General features: G+C 66.9%; 17 protein-coding genes and 2 pseudogenes. 9 read left to right on the forward strand and 10 right to left on the reverse strand.

From position 1 onward, the window contains the following. Positions 1-375: 375 nt before the first annotated feature. Positions 376-3,342 (reverse strand): PE domain-containing protein, encoded by a 2,967-nt coding sequence (locus AWC07_RS14750; RefSeq protein ID WP_036419501.1) that lies wholly within the window; start codon positions 3,340-3,342, stop codon positions 376-378. 251 nt (positions 3,343-3,593) lie between these two features. On the opposite strand from AWC07_RS14750, the gene AWC07_RS26950 reads away from it, so the two are divergent. Next, on the forward strand, positions 3,594-3,863 hold the full coding sequence (locus AWC07_RS26950; protein ID WP_139829711.1) for a hypothetical protein: 270 nt from the start codon (positions 3,594-3,596) through the stop codon (positions 3,861-3,863). A 1,092-nt stretch (positions 3,864-4,955) separates the two neighbouring features. Here the strand turns inward: AWC07_RS26950 and AWC07_RS14755 are convergent. Then, on the reverse strand, positions 4,956-5,774 hold the full coding sequence (locus AWC07_RS14755; RefSeq protein WP_036419760.1) for a 1-acyl-sn-glycerol-3-phosphate acyltransferase: 819 nt from the start codon (positions 5,772-5,774) through the stop codon (positions 4,956-4,958). A 153-nt stretch (positions 5,775-5,927) separates the two neighbouring features. Between AWC07_RS14755 and AWC07_RS14760 the strand changes: the two genes are divergently transcribed. The 3 genes and pseudogenes from AWC07_RS14760 to AWC07_RS14770 all read left to right on the forward strand — a co-directional run. Then, positions 5,928-7,190 (forward strand): alpha/beta hydrolase, encoded by a 1,263-nt coding sequence (locus AWC07_RS14760; protein WP_036419763.1) that lies wholly within the window; start codon positions 5,928-5,930, stop codon positions 7,188-7,190. Then, positions 7,187-8,191 carry a tocopherol cyclase family protein gene (locus AWC07_RS14765; protein ID WP_036419766.1) on the forward strand — a complete coding sequence of 335 codons (1,005 nt, stop codon included), beginning with the start codon at positions 7,187-7,189 and terminating at the stop codon, positions 8,189-8,191. Before AWC07_RS14760 ends, AWC07_RS14765 begins: the two co-directional genes overlap by 4 nt. Before the next feature lie 173 nt (positions 8,192-8,364). Further along, positions 8,365-8,955, forward strand: a pseudogene (locus AWC07_RS14770) (acyl-CoA dehydrogenase family protein); the annotation flags it as partial. A gap of 10 nt (positions 8,956-8,965) precedes the next feature. Here AWC07_RS14770 and AWC07_RS14775 read toward each other — a convergent pair. The 3 genes from AWC07_RS14775 to AWC07_RS14785 form a co-directional block, all read right to left on the reverse strand. Beyond that, on the reverse strand, positions 8,966-9,658 hold the full coding sequence (locus AWC07_RS14775; RefSeq protein ID WP_036419771.1) for a mycothiol-dependent nitroreductase Rv2466c family protein: 693 nt from the start codon (positions 9,656-9,658) through the stop codon (positions 8,966-8,968). Positions 9,659-10,746: 1,088 nt separating this feature from the next. After that, entirely contained in the window at positions 10,747-10,908 is a 162-nt protein-coding gene (locus tag AWC07_RS27620; protein WP_167380078.1) for a hypothetical protein, read from the reverse strand. 69 nt (positions 10,909-10,977) lie between these two features. Continuing rightward, positions 10,978-11,418, reverse strand: coding sequence for a protease inhibitor I42 family protein (locus AWC07_RS14785; RefSeq protein WP_036419774.1), 441 nt, complete (start codon positions 11,416-11,418; stop codon positions 10,978-10,980). Between the two features lie 194 nt (positions 11,419-11,612). On the opposite strand from AWC07_RS14785, the gene AWC07_RS14790 reads away from it, so the two are divergent. After that, positions 11,613-12,722, forward strand: a complete 1,110-nt coding sequence (locus tag AWC07_RS14790) for a DUF5685 family protein (protein WP_036419776.1) — start codon at positions 11,613-11,615, stop codon at positions 12,720-12,722. Between the two features lie 51 nt (positions 12,723-12,773). Next, positions 12,774-14,366 carry a Na+/H+ antiporter gene (locus AWC07_RS14795; RefSeq protein WP_036419778.1) on the forward strand — a complete coding sequence of 531 codons (1,593 nt, stop codon included), beginning with the start codon at positions 12,774-12,776 and terminating at the stop codon, positions 14,364-14,366. Between the two features lie 50 nt (positions 14,367-14,416). Here AWC07_RS14795 and AWC07_RS14800 read toward each other — a convergent pair whose 3' ends face one another. Together AWC07_RS14800 and AWC07_RS14805 are read right to left on the reverse strand one after the other, a co-directional pair. Next, positions 14,417-15,679, reverse strand: coding sequence for a cytochrome P450 (locus AWC07_RS14800; protein WP_036419780.1), 1,263 nt, complete (start codon positions 15,677-15,679; stop codon positions 14,417-14,419). Next, the gene (locus tag AWC07_RS14805) at positions 15,676-16,224 is read right to left on the reverse strand and encodes a TetR/AcrR family transcriptional regulator C-terminal domain-containing protein (RefSeq protein ID WP_036419783.1); all 549 of its coding nucleotides are present in this window, start codon (positions 16,222-16,224) and stop codon (positions 15,676-15,678) included. The genes AWC07_RS14800 and AWC07_RS14805 overlap by 4 nt, the downstream gene beginning before the upstream one ends. A gap of 83 nt (positions 16,225-16,307) precedes the next feature. Between AWC07_RS14805 and AWC07_RS14810 the strand changes: the two are divergent. After that, positions 16,308-16,826 (forward strand): annotated as a pseudogene (locus AWC07_RS14810) (LLM class flavin-dependent oxidoreductase); the annotation flags it as partial. A gap of 159 nt (positions 16,827-16,985) precedes the next feature. Here the strand turns inward: AWC07_RS14810 and AWC07_RS14815 are convergent. The 3 genes from AWC07_RS14815 to AWC07_RS14830 form a co-directional block, all read right to left on the reverse strand. Beyond that, positions 16,986-18,935 carry a M48 family metallopeptidase gene (locus AWC07_RS14815; protein WP_036419785.1) on the reverse strand — a complete coding sequence of 650 codons (1,950 nt, stop codon included), beginning with the start codon at positions 18,933-18,935 and terminating at the stop codon, positions 16,986-16,988. Between the two features lie 13 nt (positions 18,936-18,948). Beyond that, a complete protein-coding gene (locus AWC07_RS14820; protein WP_244187591.1) occupies positions 18,949-19,521 on the reverse strand; it encodes a LemA family protein in 573 nt (190 codons plus the stop codon). A gap of 615 nt (positions 19,522-20,136) precedes the next feature. Then, positions 20,137-20,727 (reverse strand): TetR/AcrR family transcriptional regulator, encoded by a 591-nt coding sequence (locus AWC07_RS14830; RefSeq protein WP_167380079.1) that lies wholly within the window; start codon positions 20,725-20,727, stop codon positions 20,137-20,139. Between the two features lie 92 nt (positions 20,728-20,819). Between AWC07_RS14830 and AWC07_RS14835 the strand changes: the two genes are divergently transcribed. Next, positions 20,820-21,221 carry a nuclear transport factor 2 family protein gene (locus AWC07_RS14835; protein ID WP_036419792.1) on the forward strand — a complete coding sequence of 134 codons (402 nt, stop codon included), beginning with the start codon at positions 20,820-20,822 and terminating at the stop codon, positions 21,219-21,221. Between the two features lie 71 nt (positions 21,222-21,292). Beyond that, entirely contained in the window at positions 21,293-22,147 is an 855-nt protein-coding gene (locus tag AWC07_RS14840; RefSeq protein WP_036419805.1) for a sulfurtransferase, read from the forward strand. Position 22,148 lies beyond the last annotated feature (1 nt).

Raw genomic sequence — 22,148 nt, forward strand, 5'->3', positions numbered from 1 at the left:
TAATAAGTCAACACGACCGCCCCGGAAAGACAGTGCACCGTACACCGTGTGTCGCCTTACTTATGCGCGACTTAGTAACACCGACCGTGGCAGCACTTATAGCGCCAGGGTGTTCACCAAGCTGTGTGCCGAGTTAGGGACCCGCCAATCCCATGGCGCGGGTCGGGTCGACAACGCCGCCGCGGAGGCGTTCTTCTCCTCACTGGAATGGGAAGTGTTGTCCCGCAATAAGTTCCACCCGAATTGCGCACCGCCCTGCGCTGCGGTTGGCAGCCGGGCGGCGGCGAATCGTTGGTCGATGTGTTGGCGACAAAGGGTCGCTAGGAGTCGACGGTGTTGCGGCAAGGGTGGAGTCCAACTCCTCGTGCAGCGCGCCTAACCGCCGATTGCCTTCGCGAGCTGTTCGGGCGCGTAGCTCAGCAGTGCGGGAACGATGCCACCGGCAGGCGTGCCGCCGAGCGTCAGATTAACCGTGCCGATAGGTGGTGGTGCCACTATCGTCGCCGTTAAGGGCCGCAGCGGCGAGAGAATGCCCCCGACGGGAATGTTGACGGTCACCGGAATTCCCCCGGTCTTCGACGGCGGCAGCGCCAGCGGGATTGTGCCCTCACCATTGAGGAAGCCGTTGGCGATGTTGGCGGGCGCACCGACCAGGGCGCTCGCTGCCGCCGGCAGGTCTCCGGCCTGCACAGCGGTGACAAACGCTGTCGTGCTTTGCCCAACCGCCATTGCCGTGGTGACCGGCGAACCCACTGCATTAAGGGTCATCGCCAGAGGCAATCCAACGGTCATCGCCCCGCCCGGAGGATCAAGCGTAATCGTGAAGGCGAGGTTTGTGCTCGTGAGCGTATTGACCACATTGGTGAAGTTCTGCGACATGGATCCGGGGATGCTCAGGATGGGGAACAGGTCTCCCACGGGACCGAGCAGCAAAATGTTCGACAAGTCACTGGCGTCAAGTCCACTGACGAAGAGCTTTACCACCGCCCCCAACACGTCGCTCACAGCGGCGCTGACGTTGCCCGCCGCAAGGGCCTGGAAGGCCGATTGCAGGCTCGGCGGAATACCAGCCAGCCCGATCGCGAAGTCCCTGGTGGCATTCGTGAACGCCGTCAGGGTCAGCTGACCGTAGCCGAACTGGTTGGCGAGGAACTGCGACAGGAATGGCGCCGGGTTGGCAAGCACACCATTGCCGATGCTCTGCAGGTTGGTGATCGTGTTGGTGATCAGGTCTTCATACGGCCCGACGATGGGAAGGCTGGCGCTGAGGCTGGGGAAGGCCACTGCGGCCGCGCCAGGTGGACCGACTGTGCCGCCTTTGCCAAACAACAACCCGCCGGTACCACCACTACCGCCGTTGCCGTTGGCCCCGACCGTGGGGCCGACGCCGCCGGCGCCGCCGGCTCCACCGTTACCACCGTCACCGATCAACGTGGCGTTGCCGCCGGTACCGCCGTTGGCACCGGCCCCGCCTTTACCGCTGAACGAGGCGCTGGTGGCGCCGCCTCCCCCGCCCGCCCCGCCGTTCCCGCCGGTGCCGTACACCAGTCCGGCGTTGCCGCCGTTTCCGGCAGCACCACCCGCCCCGCCATCGCCGCTGAGCAAGACAGTTGACGCCCCGCCGGTGCCTCCGGATCCACCGTGGCCACCGTTACCAATGAATTGGCCGTTGCCGCCGTTTCCGCCGGCTCCACCGGTACCGGCGGGGTGGTCGGCGCTCTTACCGCCGATGCCACCGGCCCCACCGTCCCCGCCGTTGCCGTACAGCGCCCCGCCGACACCACCGTGTCCGCCGGCACCGCCCACACCGGCGTTGCCGGCGAGTGTGGAAAGGGTGCTGGCCCCACCAGTACCGCCAGCCCCGCCGGCCCCGCCGTTGCCGATGAAGAAGGCGTTGCTGCCGTTTCCGCCGGCACCGCCGGCACCGGAGTTACCCGCGCCCGCAGCAGCTCCACCGTTGCCTCCGGCCCCGCCGGACCCGCCGTCGCCGTACCACAGCCCGGAGGCACCGCCCTGACCGCCGGCACCGCCGGCCCCGCCGGCATTGGCGAAAGTACCGGCAGCACCACCAGCACCGCCGGCCCCGCCGGCCCCACCGTTACCGAACAAGCTGGCGTTGCCGCCGGCACCACCACCACCGCCGGCGCCGGCACTGACTCCAACAAACGAAGTATCCCCGCCTATGCCACCGGCCCCACCGGCACCGCCGCCGCCGAACAGCAGTCCGGCGTTGCCGCCGCGGCCGCCTTCGCCGGCGTTCATGCCAACGGTCAACACCGTCGTGCCGGCATGGCCGGCGCCGCCGGAACCGCCGAAGCCCCACAGCCCTACGTCGCCACCGGCACCACCCGCCGAGCCGGCACCGGAAAAGGTGACGCCACCGGCACCGCCGGCACCACCGTTCCCGACCAGGGTATTTCCGCCGGCTCCGCCACTCGTGCTGGTGAGGACATCCGTAATTCCGGCCACGCCGCCATTGCCACCGGCACCGCCATTGCCGAACAAGGCATTTCCGCCGGCGCCGCCAGCCTTCGTGGCGCTGGAACCACCGGCGCCCCCGTTACCGAAGAACCCGGCGTCCGCGCCGGCGAGCCCGGACCCGGCTCCTGCATTGCCGCCGTTGCCGGACACCAGGCCGGCGTGGCCGGCGGTACCGCCCGTAGGCCCGCTCCCACCGTTCCCTCCGTCGCCGAAGAACACGGCGTTGCCGCCGGCCCCTCCGGCTCCGGCACCGTTTCCGTTACCACCGGCCCCGCCGTTGCCGGACACCAGTCCGCCCATTCCGCCGGCGCCGCCCGCCGCGCCGCTACCCCCGGCACCGCCGGCCCCGCCGTTGCCGATCAACCCGGCGGCCCCACCGCTACCGCCGGCTCCGCCGCCGGGGCCGCCGGCACCGCCGTTGCCGCCGTTGCCGTACAAAATCCCGCCGGGCTGGCCGTTTCCGCCGGGATTCGATCCGGTCCCGGCCGCTCCGTCGGCGCCGTTGCCGATCAGCGGCCGCCCCAGCAGCGACTGGGCGGGCGCGTTCACCGCGGCGGCCAGGGCCTGCATCGGCGACGCGTTGGCGGCCTCGGCGGCGGCATAGGCCGCCGCGCCGCCGTTGAGCAAGCTCACGAACTCGGCATGAAATGCCGTCGCCCGGGCGTTGAGCGCCTGGAATTGCTGGCCGTATGCGCCGAACAGTTGCGAGATCGCCGCCGACACCTCGTCGCCGGCCGCCACCGCCAGCCCGGTCGTGGGAGTCGATGCTGCGGCAGCGGCTTCGCTCAGCGCCGTGCGAATACCGGCCAAATTGCCGGCCGCTGCCGTCACCAGGTCCGGCTCCGCGAGTAAGAACGACATCACCGTCTCCCCTTCGACTCACTGCGGGCTGCGCAGTTACTTGATGTCCATCAAGGAAAGATGAGCCTAGGTCGTGACCCCGGCCACGTGAGGGAAAACGAGCGTATTCGCGGCCGTAATTTCGACGTCGTACCGTCGCCGTCCGCCAGCCGGCCATGATCCACCTTGCTGGCCATGGCCAACACCGAGCCGGCCAAGGTTAAAGTGACCCGATATTTGTACTAAAGTGACCCGATCTTTGTATGGGCATAGTGCGTTTGAATGATCGTTCCTTCAGCAGAGATGTGTTCAAAAATGCCGCCAAACATGGCGGCAGAGAAGATCTTTCAGCTCACGATCTGCGCCGGTTTGGACGCTTAAGGAACGCTCAGGTTGCAACGCTGACTGAGAACATGGCGCGGGTCGCGCACAAGACACTGCAGCCGGCGTTGCGTTGCCAGCATTCGGAGTCGGGTCGCGATGCCATTGTGGCCGCGAACCTGTCGGCGAAACGCGTTGGCCGAGTTGGCTGCAACCGCTGAACGGATCAACGTTAACTCCGCGGGGGTTGCACCGTGAGCCAACCGGAGCGGTTGGAGATACACGCCCTCCTGATGGATCGAGCACAGACCCTGAAGTAATCAATCGCGCCGCAGCCAAGACCAAGCGCGGGACAGGGGTGTTCGAGATCATGAATGGGATCGACAGCACCATCGCGATCGCTGAATTAATCAGCGGGCGAACCGATCCCGGTGATAGCTATGCAGGATGTTGCTGACTCTGACCAGGATGGTGACCGAATCGGCAGCGACGACCACTTGGCTGTCGACGGACACGAACCGAGCGCTAAGACAAAGCCTCGGTGTGCGATTCACCGCATCGGACGGTCAGACGTGGCAGGGGCCGGGCTGAGCCGATCCGGTTGCGTACCAACAGTTGCTTGAACACCTACGGCCGTTTGGTTGGACGGTGCCAAATCCTAGAAAGATGACATGTGATGGGACACCCTGCGTGAACTCGGCGACGCCGCGCTGAGCCCACCCCAACCCGTCCGGGAGGCCGCCTGAGATGCCAACGATGCGTGCCATGCCCATAAATCAATCGACGCCCGCGGTCAGCTCCGATAAGCCCCCTGCCGCCACCCGCTGTTTGGATGAACGCCCTGGAAAGAATGTGCGGCCGCACCCATCACCAGCCCGCATGTCGGGCACCCCATCCATCATCATGTCGCCGGACCGTCGTCCGTGGACCCAGATAAGGCTGGGCGCTGGCACGCCACGCTTGCTCTCTTCGGCCCTCAGCACTCGCCGGAGGCATCACATGACTTGAACCGCGACATCTTTGCCTCACTCCGCGCCGACGCGAGTATGCGGCGGATCCTCGTCGGCCTCGAGGTCGTTCGTCCTCGCTGCGCTGCGGGCGCTCCACCTCGACCCCGCCTGCCGCCCACCGCCCTCAACACGGAGCGGAAGTGAGATCACGCATTTTTGTCGGTGACCTCGGGGTTGGTCGGTCAGGCGTGGCAGGGCCGGCGTCTCAGGCGATGGCAGCAGCGGCGGCGCTCTATGCGGGCTGGTTAACTGAGACCGCCGGCCGCCGCGGTGGCGTCATGGTCCGCGCGGTGATCGCAGGTGTCAGCCGAGGATCGGAAAGCGCCGCTGGGCGGCCAGTTTGTCGAGGCCGTTCTGCATCACCCGGCGCACGTGCGCGTCGACGTCCTTGACGTCGGGAGCGTCGCCGAATTCCTCGGCGACGCAGACCGGCGGCAGCACCTCGACGACGATCTTGGTGGGCAGCGGCATGTTGACCGGCGCGACGATGCTGAGCCCGAACGGGAAGCCAATAGTCACCGGCAGGATGTTGGTCCGGAACAGCTTGCGTTCCAACTTGGTCAGCCCAAGCGCATGCGCCAGCCGTCTGCCGCGGGTCAGAAAGAACTGGCCTTCCTGGCCGCCGATGGAGACCGCAGGCACGATCGGCGCGTTGGCTGCGACGGCGGTGGTCACATACCCGGTTCGGCCACCGAAGTCGATGACGTTCTCCCGCAGGGTGGGCCGATAGACGTCGAAGTCGCCGCCCGGGAAGACCAGCACGACGGCACCGGCGGCCAATGCCTTGGCGGCGTTGTCGCGCGTCGCGCGGATCACTCCGGTGCGCTTGAAGAACTCACCGGCCGGCCCGGCGAACAGTGTGTCGAAACCCAGCGCGTACAGCGGGCGGTCGTAGCCGTACTTGTCGTAATACCCCACGGCGAACACCGACAGGTCGACCGAAACCAGGCCGCCGGAATGGTTCGAGACCACCAGGCATGCGCCCGGCGGGATATTGTCCAGGCCACGCACCTCGGAACGGAAATACCGCTTGACGATCGGCCGGGTCAACGTGATGACGTGCTCGGTCAGGCTGCGGTCCCATTTTTCGATGTCGGTCGGGCCGCTGTGGGTATCGCCCATGTCTTGCCCTCACAGGTGCTCGGCTGGAGCCGATGGTACGCCGCAGCGCTATCGACGCGTGACGCCAAGTGCCGCAGCGATTCTCGACCACGCCACGCCGCTCCGGCACCCTGATCGGTCAGTCGGGAAGGTCCGCTAAGTAAGGTGGCCCCCATGGGCAGAGCTCAGTTCATCCACATCCTTCGGCAAATCGGCGCTCTGGCAGTGACGGCGGTGACCGCCACCGCCACGCTCAACGCATATAAACCCCTGGCGCGCAACGGGTTCCCGTCGCTGTGGTCATGGATTTTCGGCCTGGTCGTCACCGAGTTTCCGTTGCCGACACTGGCCAGCCAGGTAGGCGGACTGGCGTTGACCGCCCGCCGCCTGACCCGGCCGGTGCGGGCGCTCTCCTGGCTGGTCGCCGCCATCTCGGCATTCGGTCTGCTCAACTTCAGCCGCTCGGGCCATCGAGCCGATGTCCCGCTAACCGCCGCATTGGACAGCGGCTTGGGGACCGCTCGCCGCACCGACTCGGACGGCCTGTGGCGCCGGCCGTCCGGCGGCGGTACCGCCAAGACTCCCGGACCGCTGCGCATGCTGCGGATCTACCGCGACTACGCCCACGACGGCGACATCAGCTACGGCGAGTACGGGCGGGCCAACCATCTTGATATCTGGCGACGTCCGGATCTCGATCGCACCGGCAAGGCGCCGGTGCTGTTTCAGATCCCCGGCGGTGCCTGGACGACCGGAAACAAACGCGGACAGGCCCACCCCTTGATGAGCCACCTCGCCGAGCTGGGCTGGGTCTGCGTGGCGATCAACTACCGCCACAGCCCGCGCAACACGTGGCCCGATCACATCGTCGACGTCAAGCGAGCGCTGGCCTGGGTCAAGGCGCACATCGGCGAGTACGGCGGCGACCCCGATTTCGTGGCCATCACCGGCGGCTCGGCCGGCGGCCACCTGTCGTCGCTGGCGGCGCTGACACCCAACGATCCGCAATTCCAGCCGGGATTCGAAGACGCCGATACCCGCGTCCACGCGGCGGTGCCGTTCTACGGTGTCTACGACTTCACCCGCTTCGACGACGCGATGCATCCGATGATGCCGGCGCTGCTCGTCAAATCCGTTCTCAAACAACGCCCCGCGACCAACCCGGAGCCGTTTGTCACCGCATCACCGGTCAACCATGTTTCCGCTGATGCTCCGCCGTTCTTCGTGCTGCACGGCCGCAACGACTCACTGGTGCCCGTCGAGCAGGCACGCGCGTTCGTCACCGCGCTTCGTGACGTCAGCCCCCAACCCGTGGTGTATGCCGAACTGCCGCTTACCCAGCACGCTTTCGACATCTTCGGGTCGGTCCGGGCGGCGCGCGCGGCGATGGCCGTCGAGCAGTTCCTGGCCGAGATCTACGCGACGCGGCACCTATGACCGCCGCATACCTGCGCTGGGCGGTCGAGGGTATCGCCAAGCGACTGGTCGATGCCTATCGCAGCACCGGCGCCGACCTGCCCTTCGGTGATCCGCTGCCCTCCCACGGCTGTGAAATGGAGGGCTGGTTCTGGCGCCTCACCGATGGCGCCTCGGATCGCGTGGTGGTCGGGCTGTGCAGCGTCAACCGCCACCCGGACGGGGACTGGGCCACCGTGGCGGTCGCGCTGCATCCCGGCGACGTCGTGCGATCGGCGGCGCTGGACGGCGCCGAAGCGGAATCCTCGCCGTTCACGGTCCACGCCGGGACCGAGCCGGCCGACAATTTCGCAGCCGCCACCGACCGGCTACGGATTGACCTCGACGACATCCGGCTGGACCTGCGATTCACCGATCTGTTCCAATGGCCCAAGGTTTTTGGGGGCGGCGGGCTCTTCTCCTCGATCCCGTTTCTGAATCAGTACTGGCATCCCTACCTCCTGGGCGGGAAAGCAAGCGGCACAGTCGAATTCAGTGGTGGCACTTGGGCGTTCGACGACGCCCGGCTCTATGCCGAACGGAACTGGGGCGCGGGGTTTCCCGAGCGCTGGTGGTGGGGCCAGGCACACGATTTCGACGGCGCAGACGTCTCCGTCGCGTTTTCGGGCGGACTTCTCCAGGTCGGCCCCATCCGCCAAGACGTCACCGGAGTGGTGGTGCGCCTCGGCGACGAGGTGATCCGGATGACGCCGCCGGCGCTGGTGCGCTCACAGGTCGGCGACGGCCACTGGCGCATCCGGGCGTTCACACCGCTGCACCAGATTTGGCTGGACGCTGACGGCGCCGGCCGCGATCCGTACGTTTTGCCGGTGCCGCTGCCCGCGGAGCGGCGAAACGTCGACACCGATTTCGAGCATCTTGCCGGTCGGCTCCATTGCGTGGTGCGCAAGTTCGGCCGGGTAGTCTTCGACGGCACCTCCGAGCTGACGGGTCTGGAGATCGGCAACCGGCCGGCCGGGTAGCGGCGCTGGGTCGTACCGGACCCCGCGCCCGCACCAGACAGTATGGTCGGCACATGACCGCCGGTGTCACGCACGCATTCGTGGATCAACTGGGTCAGCGTGCGCAGCAGGCCGAGGAGCTTCGCCGGTTACCGGCCGCCACGGTCGCTGAACTGATCGAGTCGGGATTCTTCGACCTGTTGAGGCCCGCGCACCGACTGGTCAAGGTCAGCGATATCTACGCCGGCACCGCGCCGGGTGCGCTGCTGCACGACGCGGCCGTCTACCGCTGGCCGCTGATACCCGCGCTGGCGCTGGTCGCCGCGATGCCGGCGCTGGGCGCGGCCGAGCGCGTCACCGAAATCTTCGCCGAGCGACTCGGCGAACGTGTCCTCACCTACGAGGGCGCCACGCAGAAAGACAAGCCGGCCGCTCAAGCCCGACTCGCCGAAGCCCGGGTCCGGCTACGCGCCCTGCACGGTCTGCTGGCCGACACCACCGGGCGAATCGACCAGACCCTGGCGGCCGGAAACCGAGTGCCGCGCCCCGTCCGCGCCGATGCCCGCCTGGCCGCCGCGCACATCGTGCGGGAATCACGCGCGGTGATCGCCGGCCTGCTCGAGGCGTCCGGTGCCAGCGCACATTTTCTCAGCAGCCCGCTACAACGGGCCAAACGCGATGTCGACGTGCTCAGCGGCCACGTGGTCTTCGACTACGACGTCAGCCGAGAACTGGCCGGCGCCTTGGCAATTGGCCTGAAGGTTGCACCGACCGCCATGGTCTGAACGTTAGCTCTTAGCGCCCGGCCAGCCTGTCGATGTCGACCACTTCGCCGCGGTTGATACTGACCCAGTCACGGCCGTCGAGGTATGGCCGCAGACTTTGGGCAATGAGGTCGGCATCGGCCGGTGACTTCGGCCGCTGCAACTCGTACACATGCGGCAATTCGGCCATGCCGGTGACCACGTTCCACAGCTTGAGCGCGTCCGGCCCGGTCGGTGGGTCCACCAGCACCGGCCCGAACAGGCATTGCCCCTCGATGAACAGCGTTGGCACTCCGTATCCGCCAGCATCAACAACTCGCTGATGCTCCGCGCGGACCTCGTCGTGGGTGCTCGAATCCGCAAGGGCCGCATCGAGAACCGACGCGTCCACACCGATCTCGCCCAGCAGCCGGCGGGCCACCGCGGGATCGTGCGGTTTGCCGCCGAGACCGTGCAGTTCGTTACCGATCGCCGCGTACCACCGGTCGAGCAACGACATGTCGCTGCGGCGCAGCAACGCGCCGATGCGCATCAGTGACCAGCCGTAGGACCAGTCACGTTCCCAGGGGTGCTTCTTACCGGCTTCCCGGTTGATCTCCTCGAGGCTGAAGAACCGCCAATTGACGGCGATGCCCAACTGCGCCCGCACGTCGCGGATCCAGATCGAGGTCTGGTAGGCGAACGGGCACATGGGGTCGAAGTGGAAATCTACGACAGCGCTCATCACCCTTGACCTTTCGACGTCGCCTCGCGAGCTGGCGTTGCTGCGTAGCCTAGCGCGACCACGGCGGACCGAAGGCCCTGCTGCGGCCATTACCTGAGTCACCGGTCCACGATTTCTTGGGCTGAATCCGCGGATCGGCCAGTGAGGCCGAAGGGCCCTAGCAGCTGCCGGATTGTTGGATGCAGTGTTGCACTATGCCGAGGCGCTGGCCTGAGCGAGGGGGATTTACATGAAGAGTTTGCGCCTGCCGTTAACCGGCGCTGCCCGAAACGGTTTCGCCGCGTTGCTGCGGCGCCATGGCGGAACGCTGCGCTGGTTCGTGGTGCTCGTCGGTGTGACATTGATGGCATTCGGCGCGGTGATACCCGTTGCCTGTAGCCGTCAGCCGAATAGTTGTGGAAATGGTGCCGTGTGCGAGCCCACAAAAGGCGCACCGGACGCGGAACGGGGTCCGGCCGCGGATAGAAAGCAACAAGCCGTGGGCTCCCTATTCGCTGCAAGCCTGCAATTGGTATCTCGGCGCTCTCGGAGCGATCCTGGATATTCCATATTTCAGAGATCGCGCCTATGACGGCGTCTACGACGAAAAACTGCGTAATGCCGACAAGATGAACGAGTTCCTCACGCAAGCGGTCAAGAATCCGGACAGAAGCGGCTGGAAGCGTCGGCGTAGGAATCAATCCCGGGTCCGAGGTCACGAATCTGGCAAATGAAGGTCAGTTTGTTGTCGCGTCATCGCACAGCATCCCGGGCCGCACCGAATACGGGCACATCGCAATCGCGGCACCGGATTACCTCGATAAGGAATCCGATCCGGCGGCGGCCGGCAATACCGGGCCATGGATCAGATATTCGGTGTATAACGGCACCCCCCACACCACGAAAAGCACCAGAACCAGCGCCATCTTCGGCTCCAGCGTTACCGAGCCGATCTGGGTGCAGTATGTCGGTAAAGACTGGCTCGTACCGTCGGGACAAAAGAAACTCCCATGCGTGGACTTGAACGGCGACGGTATCTGTGACGATCTGCCCGGCGGAGGGACACCGCCGTCGCCGACGTATGTCTGCGTCGACTGTCCCCCCGGGTATCACTGCGGCCACAATCCAGAACGATGCATCCCGAACGCAACCACTCCGGCAACGACCAAGCCCTCGCCGGTGACAACGCCGCCGGTGACAACCAAACCCTCGACCCCGCCGGTCACTACGCCGCCGACCACGACCGAACACCCCGCGTGAGCGGCGTTCACCGAGACCGGATTTTCCGCGCTGGTGTCGGTCTCGACGTCGCCCGAGTCAACCCAGCTGGTGCGGCGACGCTATTGCACAGTCACTTTCGCGGTGAAGGTACACGTCGGAGCGTTGTCGCCGCCCACGAAGCTGGCGTAGCCGGTGGTGATGGTGGAGCTTCCGGGCTTGAGCGCCGTGAACGTCCACACCTCGGTGCCGGGCGCGCCCATCATGTCGGTGTCTGGCCGCACGTACCGGTGATCGACCTGCTTCAGGACCGTGGCGTCACCGATCTTCATGTCTTCCGCCCAGCGGAACGGGGTGGTGTAATTCGACCCCAACGTCACCTTCAGCGTGTCCCCGACCGACATGGTGACATCGCGTTCGATCGCGCTCTGCTTCAACACGTCATCCATCGACACGTCAATGGTTTTGGTTGCCGGTGGCCGGGCCTTGCTGGCACAGCCGATGCAACCCCACACCATCGACAAGACAACCATGACGACGGTCACCATGACCCTGATCTTCATCGATACCGCCCTTCAATCAGGGTTTGCAGCATAGTCCCCCAATCGGGATCGGGTTGGCCGGCAACGACGTTTGCCTGGCCGCCAGTGCCGGCACCCCGGCGAACGCCCAATCTCGGATTCCCGCCGCCCAACGGCTCGGCGTTTCCGGGCGCGAGCCCGGCCCTAGTCCAGCCCTAGTCCGGTAGCTTCAACGCGTGTTTGGCATCATCCGGCCTTGCCGTCACCGGCTCGGTGGCGAACTCACGGCAGCATGGCGAGCGCAGTTATGCGGACTGTGCCTGGCGCTGCGCGACGACTACGGCCAGGCCGCGCGGATCGCCACCAACTACGACGGCTTGGTGGTCTCGCTGCTGGTCGAGGCGCAGTCCGACGCGCGACCGACGCGACGGACCGCCGGTCCCTGTCCATTGCGCGGGATGCGGCGTGCGGACGTGGCGACCGGCGAATGCGTGCGACTGGCCGCCGTGGTGTCGCTGGCGCTCGCCGCGGCCCGGGTGCGCGATCACGTCGACGACCGTGACGGCGTGGTCGGTGCGGCCCCGGTGCGGGTGGCGGCGCGCCGCATCGCCGATCGCTGGGTGCGCCAGGGCACCGATGCCGGACACTCCCTCGGATTCGACACCGAGGTGCTGGTGGCCGCGATCGCCCGGCAGACCGAGGTCGAGGCCACGGTCGCTCGGGCGGGCCGGGGCGGCTCGTTGCTGCTGGTGACCGAGCCCACCGAGACCGCGGTCGCCGCGGCCTTCGCACATACCGCGGTGTTGGCCGGCCGACCGGCCAACCAGGAGCCGCTGCGTGAGGTCGGGCGGCTGTTCGGGCGGATAGCGCACATCCTCGACGCGGTCGAGGATTACCGCGACGACGAGGCTCACGGAAAGTGGAACCCGTTGGCGGCCACGGGAACATCCGTCGCGGCGACCCGCACCCTGTGCGACGACGCGGCACTGGGCATCGAACTGGCATTGGCCGACGTCGACTTCACCGACGGGCGACTGGCGCGACGGTTGCTGACCCGCGAGGTGCGCCGCGCGGTATCGCGCACCTTCAACCGAGCCGGTCACACCGCGCGCGGCGGGACACCGCATGGCGAGCAGGACGGGATCAACTTCGGCGACCAGGCGATGGGCGCCGGCCCCTACCCGGGCGATCCGGGTGAGCTACCGCCCAATCCGGAGCAAAGTCCCAAACAGGGATGCTGGAACACCTGCACCGACGCATGTTGCTGTGACTGCTGCTGCGACGAAGACTGCTGCTGCGACTGCGGCGACTGTTGCGACTGCGGAGACTGCTGCGATTGCTCGTAGTTCGGGCCATGTGGCCGCGGGATCGCTGAGCCCGTAGGCGAAGATGGGCTGGTGTTCGGTCTTGTCGTTATCGTCACGCTCGTCGCCACCGTGGTTGCCGGAACCCTTCTGGGTCGGCGCTACCGGGTGGGACCGCCGGTCTTGCTCATCCTGCTGGGCGCGCTGCTGGGTCTCATCCCCCGGTTCGGAAGCGTCGAGATCGACGGCGAAATCGTGCTGCTGCTATTCCTTCCGGCGATCCTTTACTGGGAAAGCCTGAACACCAGCTTCCGTGAAATCCGCTGGAACTTGCGCGTCATCATCATGTTCAGCGTCGGTCTGGTGATTGCCACCGCGGTAGCCGTGTCATGGACGGCACGAGCGTTTGGCATGGAGTCACACGCTGCGGCGGTGCTGGGTGCGGTGCTCTCGCCCACCGACGCCGCCGCGGTGGCCGGCCTGGCCAAACGATTGCCGCGGCGGACGCTCACCGTCTTGAAAGGCGAGAGCCTCGTCAACGACGGGACGGCGCTGGTCCTGTTCGCCGTCACCGTGGCCGTCGCCGAAGGTGCGCCGGGGATCGGGCCGGCCGCCCTGGTCGGCCGTTTTGTCGCCTCCTATCTGGGCGGGATCGCCGCGGGGCTGTTGGTCGGGGGGCTGGTGACGATGCTGCGCCGCAGGATTGATGCACCACTCGAGGAAGGCGCACTGAGCATGATGACGCCGTTCGCGGCGTTCTTGCTCGCCCAATCGCTGCATTGCAGCGGCGTCGTCGCGGTCATGGTGTCAGCGCTGGTACTCGCCTACACCGGCCCGCAGGTGATTCGGGCGCGTTCCCGCCTGCAGTCCTTCGCATTCTGGGACATCTCGACTTTCCTCATCAACGGGTCGTTGTGGGTCTTCGTCGGAGTCCAGATCCCCGGCGCGATCGACCACATCTCCGACGTCGAAGGCGGACTGCGACGCGCCACCGTCCTGGCGCTGGTCGTCGCGGGGGTGGTCGTGGCAACCCGAATCGTGTGGGTCGAGCTGACGACCCTGCTGGGACGCGCGGTAGACCGGGCCTTGCGCAAACCCCACCGCTACGTCGGCTTCCGCCACCGCTGCGTGACCAGCTGGGCCGGATTCCGCGGCGCGGTCTCGCTTGCGGCAGCGCTCGCGGTCCCGATGACCACGCGAAGCGGCGCACCGTTCCCCGACCGCAACCTGATCATCTTTGTCGTGTCGATCGTCATTCTGGTGACGGTGCTGGTCCAGGGCAGCTCACTGCCCGCGGTGGTCCGCTGGGCCCGAATGCCGGACGACGTCACGCGTGCCGAAGAATTGCAGTTGGCCCGAACTCGCAGCGCCGAGGCCGCCCTGGAAGCCTTGCCGGCCGTCGCCGACGCGCTCGGGGCCGGCACCGAGATCGTGCAACGCCTGCAGCATGATTACGAAGAACGCGCCGAACTCGTCGGCGCCATCGGCGCCGACTCCGCGACGAGCGATCTGGTGGCACACTGCGATCTGGTTCGGCGGGTCCGACTCGGCGTTCTGCAATATCAGCGGCAGGCCGTCACCGCGCTGCGCAACAAGAACCTCATCGATGACATCGTGCTACGCGAGTTGCAGGCGGAGATGGATCTCGAGGAAGTGCAGCTGCTCGACCCGGCCGATGCCGACTGACGTCGATCCCCGGTGGCGGCGACTGCGTGCCGAGGCGAGCGGCCGGCTGCTCAACCCACCGCACACGGCAGCCGTTTGATCCCGTGGAAGAACGAAGACCGCAGCCGGTCGGGCGACCCGGTGACGACGAGGCCGGGCACACGTGGATACAACTCTTCCAGCATGACCCGCAGTTCCAGCCGGGCCAGCTGAGCGCCCAGGCAGAAGTGCACTCCCCCGCCGCCGAACGCGACATGGTCGGGCCCCGGGCCGGACCACCCGCGGGCGATATCGAATTCGGCGGCCCGCTCGAACACGCCCTCGTCGCGGTTGGCCGACAGGTAGTGCATCAGCACCCAGTCGCCGGCGCGGATGTGCTGGCCGCGGATCTCGACGTCGCGAGTGACGGTGCGGCGGAAGTGCATCACCGGGGTGGCCCAGCGCAGCAGTTCCTCGACGGCGGGCTTGGCCGCGTCACGATCGCGGGCCAGCAGCGCCTGCTGGTCGGGGTGCTCGGACAGCGCCAGGATGCCGTGGCTGAGGGTGTTGCGGGTGGTCTCGTTACCGGCGATCGCCAGCAGCAGGAAGAATTCGTTGAGCTGGTCGCGGTTGAGCCGGTCGCCGTCGACCTCGGCGGCGAGCAGGGCCGACAGGATGTCGTCGGTGAGACCGTGCTGTCGCCGGTGTTCGACCAATTCGCCGCAGTAGGCGAACATTTCGGTGACCGCCTGCCCGAGTGCCTCGGGTGTTGGAGCGTAGTCGGGGTCTTCGATGCCCAGGCTGCCGATCGCGTTGCTCCACCGGAAGACGTCCATCCGGTCTGCGGCGGGCACGCCCAGTACCTCGGCGATCACCTGCAGCGATATTTCCGCGGAAATATCTGTGACGGCGTCGAATTCACCCTTGTCGATGATGTTGGCGACGATGTCGCGGGCGACTTGGCGCATCCGCGGTTCCAGGCGCAGCACATTGCGGGCGGTGAAGCCCTGGTTGATCAGCTTGCGGTAGTGGATGTGTCGCGGGGGGTCGATTCCCGGCAACATCGCCGAGTCAGGCGCGGCCTCGACCGCCACCAGGGTGTTGCCCTTGCTGCTGGTGAACGTCTCGGTGTCGCGACTGACCAGTCGCACATCGGCGTGGCGGGTCAGCAACCACGTTCTGGGCAGTCCGATCAGTTGCACCGGATGTACTGGCGCGTGGGCCCGTAACCGGCGCAACGCCTCGAACGGCGCACCGGCGAGATACGTATCCGGATTCAGCACGGCGGCGGCGTCCTGACCGGACGGGCTGTCGTGGTTTTCGACAATCAGCGGCCTCAGCTTCGGGGTGCTCATCGGTGCTCCGCGCGCGCCTTGACACCGGCGATGACGACGTCGAGTCCGGCCCGGAACCGCGATGCGGGCTGACGCTTGCCGCGGGACTCCTCCAGGCTGATCGAACCCAGCAGGTAGGTGTACAGCACCGAATGTGCAGCGGCAACAACGTTTTTGGCGAGTCCGGCTTCGCCGAGAAGTGCGCGGCTCAGTTTGTCCAGGCGGCGGGCTCGTTCCCCGCCGCCACTGGTTTGCAGGACGCCGGCGACGCCGGGGACGTCGAACATCACTTCGCGTGCGGCACAGTAAAGCTCGGTGAGCCGGGTATCCCAGGGGCCGGCTTCGGGTTCGGGGATGTCGGCCAGAACAGATTCGGCGAGCAGATCCAGGGCGGCTTGCTTGCCCGGGACGTGGTAGTACACCGACGGGACCGCGGCGCCGAGCTCGGCGGCGAGCTCACGCATGGTCACCTGCTGCACGCCCACCCGCCGGGCCAGGTTGCGCAGGCACTCCACCACTTGAGCGCGGTCGAGTTCGCCGTAGGGGCGCCGTTCCGTGGAGGTCATTGAACCACCTATTCGAGCAGCGTTCGAAATAATTCGAGCACTGTTAGAATTTAGCGCGATGAGCGCCGTCGCCGCAAAGCTGTCGATTGCCACGCCGGTGCGGCGTAGGCAGCCTCGAAGAGGAATTCCACCTCATCAGCGCTCCGTTCGCCGATCGTGGAGCACGGGCCGACGACGCGTTGCGAGCGTTGCGCTCGGCACTGTCGGTGCCCGAGCCCGCGTACCATGGCCAGTTTTATTCCTTCGACGGCGTGGTCGTCGACCCGTGCGCGGTCCAGTCGCACGTCCCCATCTGGTTCGGCGGACGCACCGTGCGGTCACTGCGGCGAGCCGCGACGCTGGCCGACGGCTGGGCGCCCTTCAACGTGAGCCTGCGACAAGCGCGAGAGTGGCTGAGCCGCTTCGAAATCCGGCCAGGATTCGAAGTGGTGCTCACGCCCTCGGTGCCGCTGGACCCGATCGGCGAACCCCAGCTGGCCCGCGACGTCCTCGCTGAGACCGCCGCGCAGGGCGCCACCACCATCTGCGCCACGTTCGTCCACAGCTGCCTGACGCACTACCTGGAGAACCCGCAGGCGCTCGCCGAAGTGGCCGCTTCGTGAACCGCTGGCCACCACCATCGCGCTGGCTCCGGCCGTCGAAGAGCGTTGGCGCTCCGCAGCGGTACGTCCGGTGTTCGCCGGGCCGATGCGGACCATGGTCAGCTGGGAAGCCTGGCGGTAACCACCCAGACGTCCCGCAAGACGAATCAGTTTGACCGGTCAGGTGAGCAATGCGGGCAACGGCACATGCATCAATGCACATGCCGCACGCAGCATCTCGGCCTCTGCCGTCGTCACGGTGCCGTCGGCGGTCACCGCCACGGCCATAGCTTCCACGAGTGCCTGCTTGGCCTTCGGCGCCAGGCTGTCCAGTCCGGCCCAGCCTTGGTCGAGCGCGTGCTGCCAGGTCACTTGCCGCGGCGGTGACGCTGCGGCATCGGGGTATAACCGGCGCAGCGCGCTGTCGTAGGCCCGCCGAGCCGACTCCTGGTCGCCGGCGCCGGCGACCGCGAGCGTCGCGAGCAACGTCGTCACCGTCGGCCGCACCTGGTCGAGCGAGCCATTGCCGACCTTGCTTCGGCGGTGCGGATTGGCCGCGTCCTGCAGGTAGCTCCAGACCAGCCGCGTCACGCAGTACTCGAACATCGACACCGAGCCGTCCGCGACGGCGAGATCGTTGAGCACCCCAAATAGCGCTTCCCGGAAGGCGGGCGGATGGGCGGCGAGCTGCGGGATAGCCAGATCGACCAAAGGTAGCCGTAGCTCGGCAGGCAACGCCGTCATCGTGTCCACCAGCGCGGCGGCTGCCTGCGCCTCCGGGTGCCCTAGCCGCTGCGCTACCGAGTCGAGCTGGCGAGCATGCAGCGGATCGCCGGGACGGGCCAGCAGCAACGCGATGATCGCGGCCGGGGCGGTGCTCGGCTGGGTGGCCAGCCGACGAGCGTCCGGTGGAATCGTGGCGTGCAGCGCCGCGCCGTGCAGCAGGTCGGCCCGGGTCAGCGTGCCGGCGCGATCGGCCACCTGCTCGGGACTGATGCCACGCCGACCGGCCCCGAACGGCCCTGCCCCCGTCGCGGTGGGCGGAACGGCCCCGCCGACAGCCGAGGCAGGGCCGGTCGGGGCGAATCCGGCCATCGCGTCCTCGGCGAGCCCGTCGGGTAATCGTTGTCCGTAGCGCTGCTTGAGCGCGGCCACCTCACCCGGGTCGAAGCTGGGATCGAGCGCCTTGATCCGGTCCACCAGCGGCGGATGCGTGGCGTACCACGCGCGGAACGACCGCCGGCCCTCGCCGAACAACATGTGGCTGACTTCGGTCGCACTGCGGGTGTCGCGCAGCGCCGATCCGGACGCGATGCCCGCGATCTTCTTCAGCGCCCCGACGAGTCCGTCGGTCTGACGGGTGAATTGCACCGCGGACGCGTCGGCCAACCATTCACGCTGTCGTGACACCGCCGCCTTGATGATGTTGGCGAAGAACACCCCGATGAAGCCGAGCACCATCATCGCCAGCGCGATCATCGCGATCGGCGCGCCGTTCTTGGAACCGCCGCCGCGGCCTCCGCCAAACTGCAGGACCCGCAGACCGGTCAGGCCAATCAGCAGGATCCCGCTCAACAGGCCGATCAGCCTGATGTTCAACCGCATGTCGCCGTTGAGGATGTGGCTGAACTCGTGGGCGATCACACCTTGCAGCTCGTCGCGATTGAGCTGCGACAGCGCCCCGCTGGTGACTGTGATCGCCGCGTCGGCCGGGGTGAAACCGGCCGCGAACGCGTTGATGCCGGGCTCCTCCGCCAGGACGAACAGGCGCGGGGCCGGCACCCCGGATGCCAGCGACATTTCCTCGACGACGTTGACGAGTCGGCGCAACCGCGGGTCGGAGCTCGTCGGGTCGATTTGGACGGCCCCGACCGAGGCGGCAACGGCCGCCCCGCCCTGGCGCAGCGCGACCGTCTTGGTAATCATGCCGCCGGCGATGATCACCAACGTCACCGCCGTGAGGCCGACGACGACGCCCAGGACCGCTGAGGGATCGGCCCTTCGATACGTCATCGCGACCGCGGCGGCGGCATCGATGAAGGCAACCATCGCCACCACCGCGACGATGAACAGGAACACCAGCTTGAGCGTGCTACTCCGGGCCGCGCGCTGGTGGTCGAAGAAGTTCACGCCGCTCGATGCGTCAGAACTGGACCCGCGGCGCTTCCCGCATCTCCGGGCGATCCGGCGGAAGCTCGAGCAGCGCAGCCGCGGTGAAGCCGAACATGCCCGCGTAGATGTTGCCCGGGAACGTTTCGCGGCGATTGTTGTAGCTCATGACCGCGTCGTTGTAGGCCTGCCGGGAGAACGCAACCTTGTTCTCGGTCGAGGTCAACTCCTCCGAAAGCTGCATCATGGTCTGGTTGGCCTTGAGGTCGGGGTAGCTCTCGGCGACCGCGATAAGCCGGCCCAACGCGCCATCCAGCCGCTGCTGTCCGGCCGAGAGTTGTTGCATCGCAGCGGGATCCCCCGGGTTCGCCTGTGCGGCGGATAGCCCCGCCATCGCCATGTTTCGGGCATTCACCACGGCCTCCAGCGTTTGGCGCTCGTGGGCCATGTACGCCCTGGCCGTTTCGACCAGGTTGGGGATGAGGTCGAAGCGGCGGCGCATCTGGACGTCGATCTGCGCGAACGCATTCTTGTAGGCGTTGCGGGCCCGAACCAGACCGTTATAGCCGGCGATCACCATCACCAGCAGCACGATGAAGACTGCCACGATAGCCACGATGACGCCGAGGACGAGTCCCATGAGGTGTCCCTCTCTATCGGAATTGCCGCATCGCGCGACCACGCCGGATACTAGCGGGGCACTGGTGCCGACGTGGGCGATTCCTGCAGTTCCGAAGTGGCGCAGCGGCCCTCACGTCACGCAGTGAACGCCCGCGCCACCTCGCGTCGACATCGAAACGCGTAAGTAGGCGGAGTCGGCCCAGGTGCCTTGTGGATAGGGCGGAACCAGACGAACCAGTCGCTGCCACGATTGCCGGCACGAATCAGTCGCCGAAACGGCAATGACGGATCGGTGACCGCGTCCGTCTTGTTGAAAGGCGCACCGATGTCCGCGATCGGTGGCAGGAGTGTGCGCAACTCCGGCGGCAACTGCGACACACTGGGCACCTCCTGGACCGCTGTGGTCAGCGCGCACTGAGTGTTGGGCACCGCTGCAGCCGGGACCGCCGTCGCGACAGCTGCCGCGAGCCACATCGTCACGCTATTGCGAAACCACCGCGCCACCGATCTGATTCACCTACTTTCGCCGGTGCCACCAAGGTATCGTCCGGTGCGCCCGGTCGCGGACCAATCCAGCAAACCGGCCGTGTTCATCTGAGGTTCAGCTGAGCGCAATGCGGTCAAGCACGGCGCCGACAGCGGCCAGGACGTCGGCTTCGAAGGCCGCAGAAATCGGTGCTCGATTGAGCAGCCGTCGGCGAATTGCGCCGCCGGCGATATCGATGATGGCCAGTGACAGCAGTTCGCGGGCGCGATCGTCCCCGCCGGTGCGTTCGGCAAGTCTGCGCAGCGCATCGCGAATGGCTGCGTTGCCACTGGCAAGGCGCCGTGCCGCAGGGGCATTGGGATCGGTAAGCACATCTGCGGGGCGAAACGCGGCGAGCAGTCGCGCATCGTCGGGCTGGTTGCGGGCAAACTCCATGATCCACCGTGCGGCACCAAGCGCGGCCTCATTGAGATCGTCTCGGCGCAACTGGTCCAGGAACGGTTCCTGGAAGCGCTCGAGTGCCCGTTGCCATGCGGCGGTCAGGATCTTGTCGCGGGAGCCGAAGCGGTTGTAGAGCGAACCCACCGAAGCACCGCTCAGCGCGGCGATGGCGTCGACGGTGACTGCACGTGCCCCGCGCTCCAGCGCGATCGAGCGCGCGGCGTCGAGCATCGCTTCGGTGTCGTGTCGTCGCGGCCTGCCCACCCAACCCATTGTGCTTGACCAGACTTCGCCGCACTCTTGACTTTTAGAACGATTATTCTAAAATTGTAATGGCTCGATCTGCAGGAGGCGGCATGAACACAGCCGAGTGGCTCCGCCAATCCGAAGCCTTTCTGGGCGCATGGAACCGCCATGATGTCGAAGAGGTTGTGGCGTGGTACACCGAACCCTTCGTCTATCGTGATCCCAACGTCGGAGCGGGGGCCATCGATAGTCGCGACGCGTTACGCCGTTACCTCTCAAAGCTTTTCGATCGCTGGGAGATGACCTGGTCGGCTCGGGAGGTGTTCCCGTTCGACGGCGCCGACGGCGCCGCGGTGACATGGGACGCCACGTTCCGGCTGCGCGCCGGGGATACCCATCTCGAAATCCATGGTGCCGACATCGTTTTTCTCCGCGACGGAAAGGTCGTGTACGACGAAGTCTTTTTCGACCGGTCGCTGCTTGCACCGTTGGTTGCCGGTAACGCGGCCTGAATCGTCTGGCCGGGCACTAGGCTTGTTGTCGCCTTCGACGGCACCCCTCCGCGGACAACGAGGTGAATCGGGTGAACGCAAGAGACCAGGTACTGATCAGCGTCGCCGAGCTGGCCAACCGAATCCGGGCCGGTGACCCGGTCGCCCTGCTCGATGTGCGGTGGCGACTCGACGAACCGGACGGCCATCCCGCCTATCTGCGGGGCCACCTCCCCGGAGCGGTATACGTCTCGCTGGAAGACGAACTCAGCGACCACACCGTCGCCGGCCGTGGCCGTCACCCACTACCCTCGGGGCGCAGTCTTCAGGCGGCCGCGCGCCGCTGGGGAATTCGGCAGGACGGCCTGGTCGTGGCGTACGACGACTGGAACCGGGCCGGTTCGGCGCGAGCGTGGTGGGTGCTCACCGCGGCCGGGATCGAGAACGTCCGCATCCTCGACGGTGGCCTGGCTGCGTGGCGGTCAGCTGAAGAACCATTGGAGACCGGACCAGTGGCGCCTCCCGCCGGGAATGTGCTTGTGGGCCATGATGATCTGGCTGCCGGATGCCGGCCTACCTTGACCGCGCAGCAATCCAGGTCAGGCACGACGCAGCTGCTGGATGCCCGGGCACCGGAGCGCTTTCGCGGCGATGTGGAGCCGGTCGACGCGGCGGCCGGTCACATTCCCGGCGCGATAAATCTCCCCAGTGCCACCGTACTGGCTTGCGATGGAACGTTTCTCGACGAGGATGCGCTTGCCCGGCTGTTATCCGGTTGCGGCATCGGTCCCGACGGCCCGGTGGGCGCCTACTGCGGATCGGGTATCACCGCTGCCATCATCGTCGCCGCGCTCGCTGCGGTGGGTCGTGAGGCAGCGCTGTATCCCGGATCGTGGTCCGAGTGGAGTTTGGATCCGACCCGCCCGGTCGCTCGCGACGCCGGATAGC

Source organism: Mycobacterium gastri, from assembly GCF_002102175.1.
Taxonomy (GTDB): domain Bacteria; phylum Actinomycetota; class Actinomycetes; order Mycobacteriales; family Mycobacteriaceae; genus Mycobacterium; species Mycobacterium gastri.

Coding starts and splice junctions, on each gene's coding strand:
- AWC07_RS14750 (WP_036419501.1), bottom strand. CDS start 3,342: ATGTCGTTCTTACTCGCGGAGCCGGACCTGGTGACGGCAGCGGCCGGC.
- AWC07_RS14755 (WP_036419760.1), bottom strand. CDS start 5,774: ATGGGCGATACCCACAGCGGCCCGACCGACATCGAAAAATGGGACCGC.
- AWC07_RS14760 (WP_036419763.1), top strand. CDS start 5,928: ATGGGCAGAGCTCAGTTCATCCACATCCTTCGGCAAATCGGCGCTCTG.
- AWC07_RS14765 (WP_036419766.1), top strand. CDS start 7,187: ATGACCGCCGCATACCTGCGCTGGGCGGTCGAGGGTATCGCCAAGCGA.
- AWC07_RS14775 (WP_036419771.1), bottom strand. CDS start 9,658: ATGAGCGCTGTCGTAGATTTCCACTTCGACCCCATGTGCCCGTTCGCC.
- AWC07_RS14785 (WP_036419774.1), bottom strand. CDS start 11,418: ATGAAGATCAGGGTCATGGTGACCGTCGTCATGGTTGTCTTGTCGATG.
- AWC07_RS14800 (WP_036419780.1), bottom strand. CDS start 15,679: ATGAGCACCCCGAAGCTGAGGCCGCTGATTGTCGAAAACCACGACAGC.
- AWC07_RS14805 (WP_036419783.1), bottom strand. CDS start 16,224: ATGACCTCCACGGAACGGCGCCCCTACGGCGAACTCGACCGCGCTCAA.
- AWC07_RS14835 (WP_036419792.1), top strand. CDS start 20,820: ATGAACACAGCCGAGTGGCTCCGCCAATCCGAAGCCTTTCTGGGCGCA.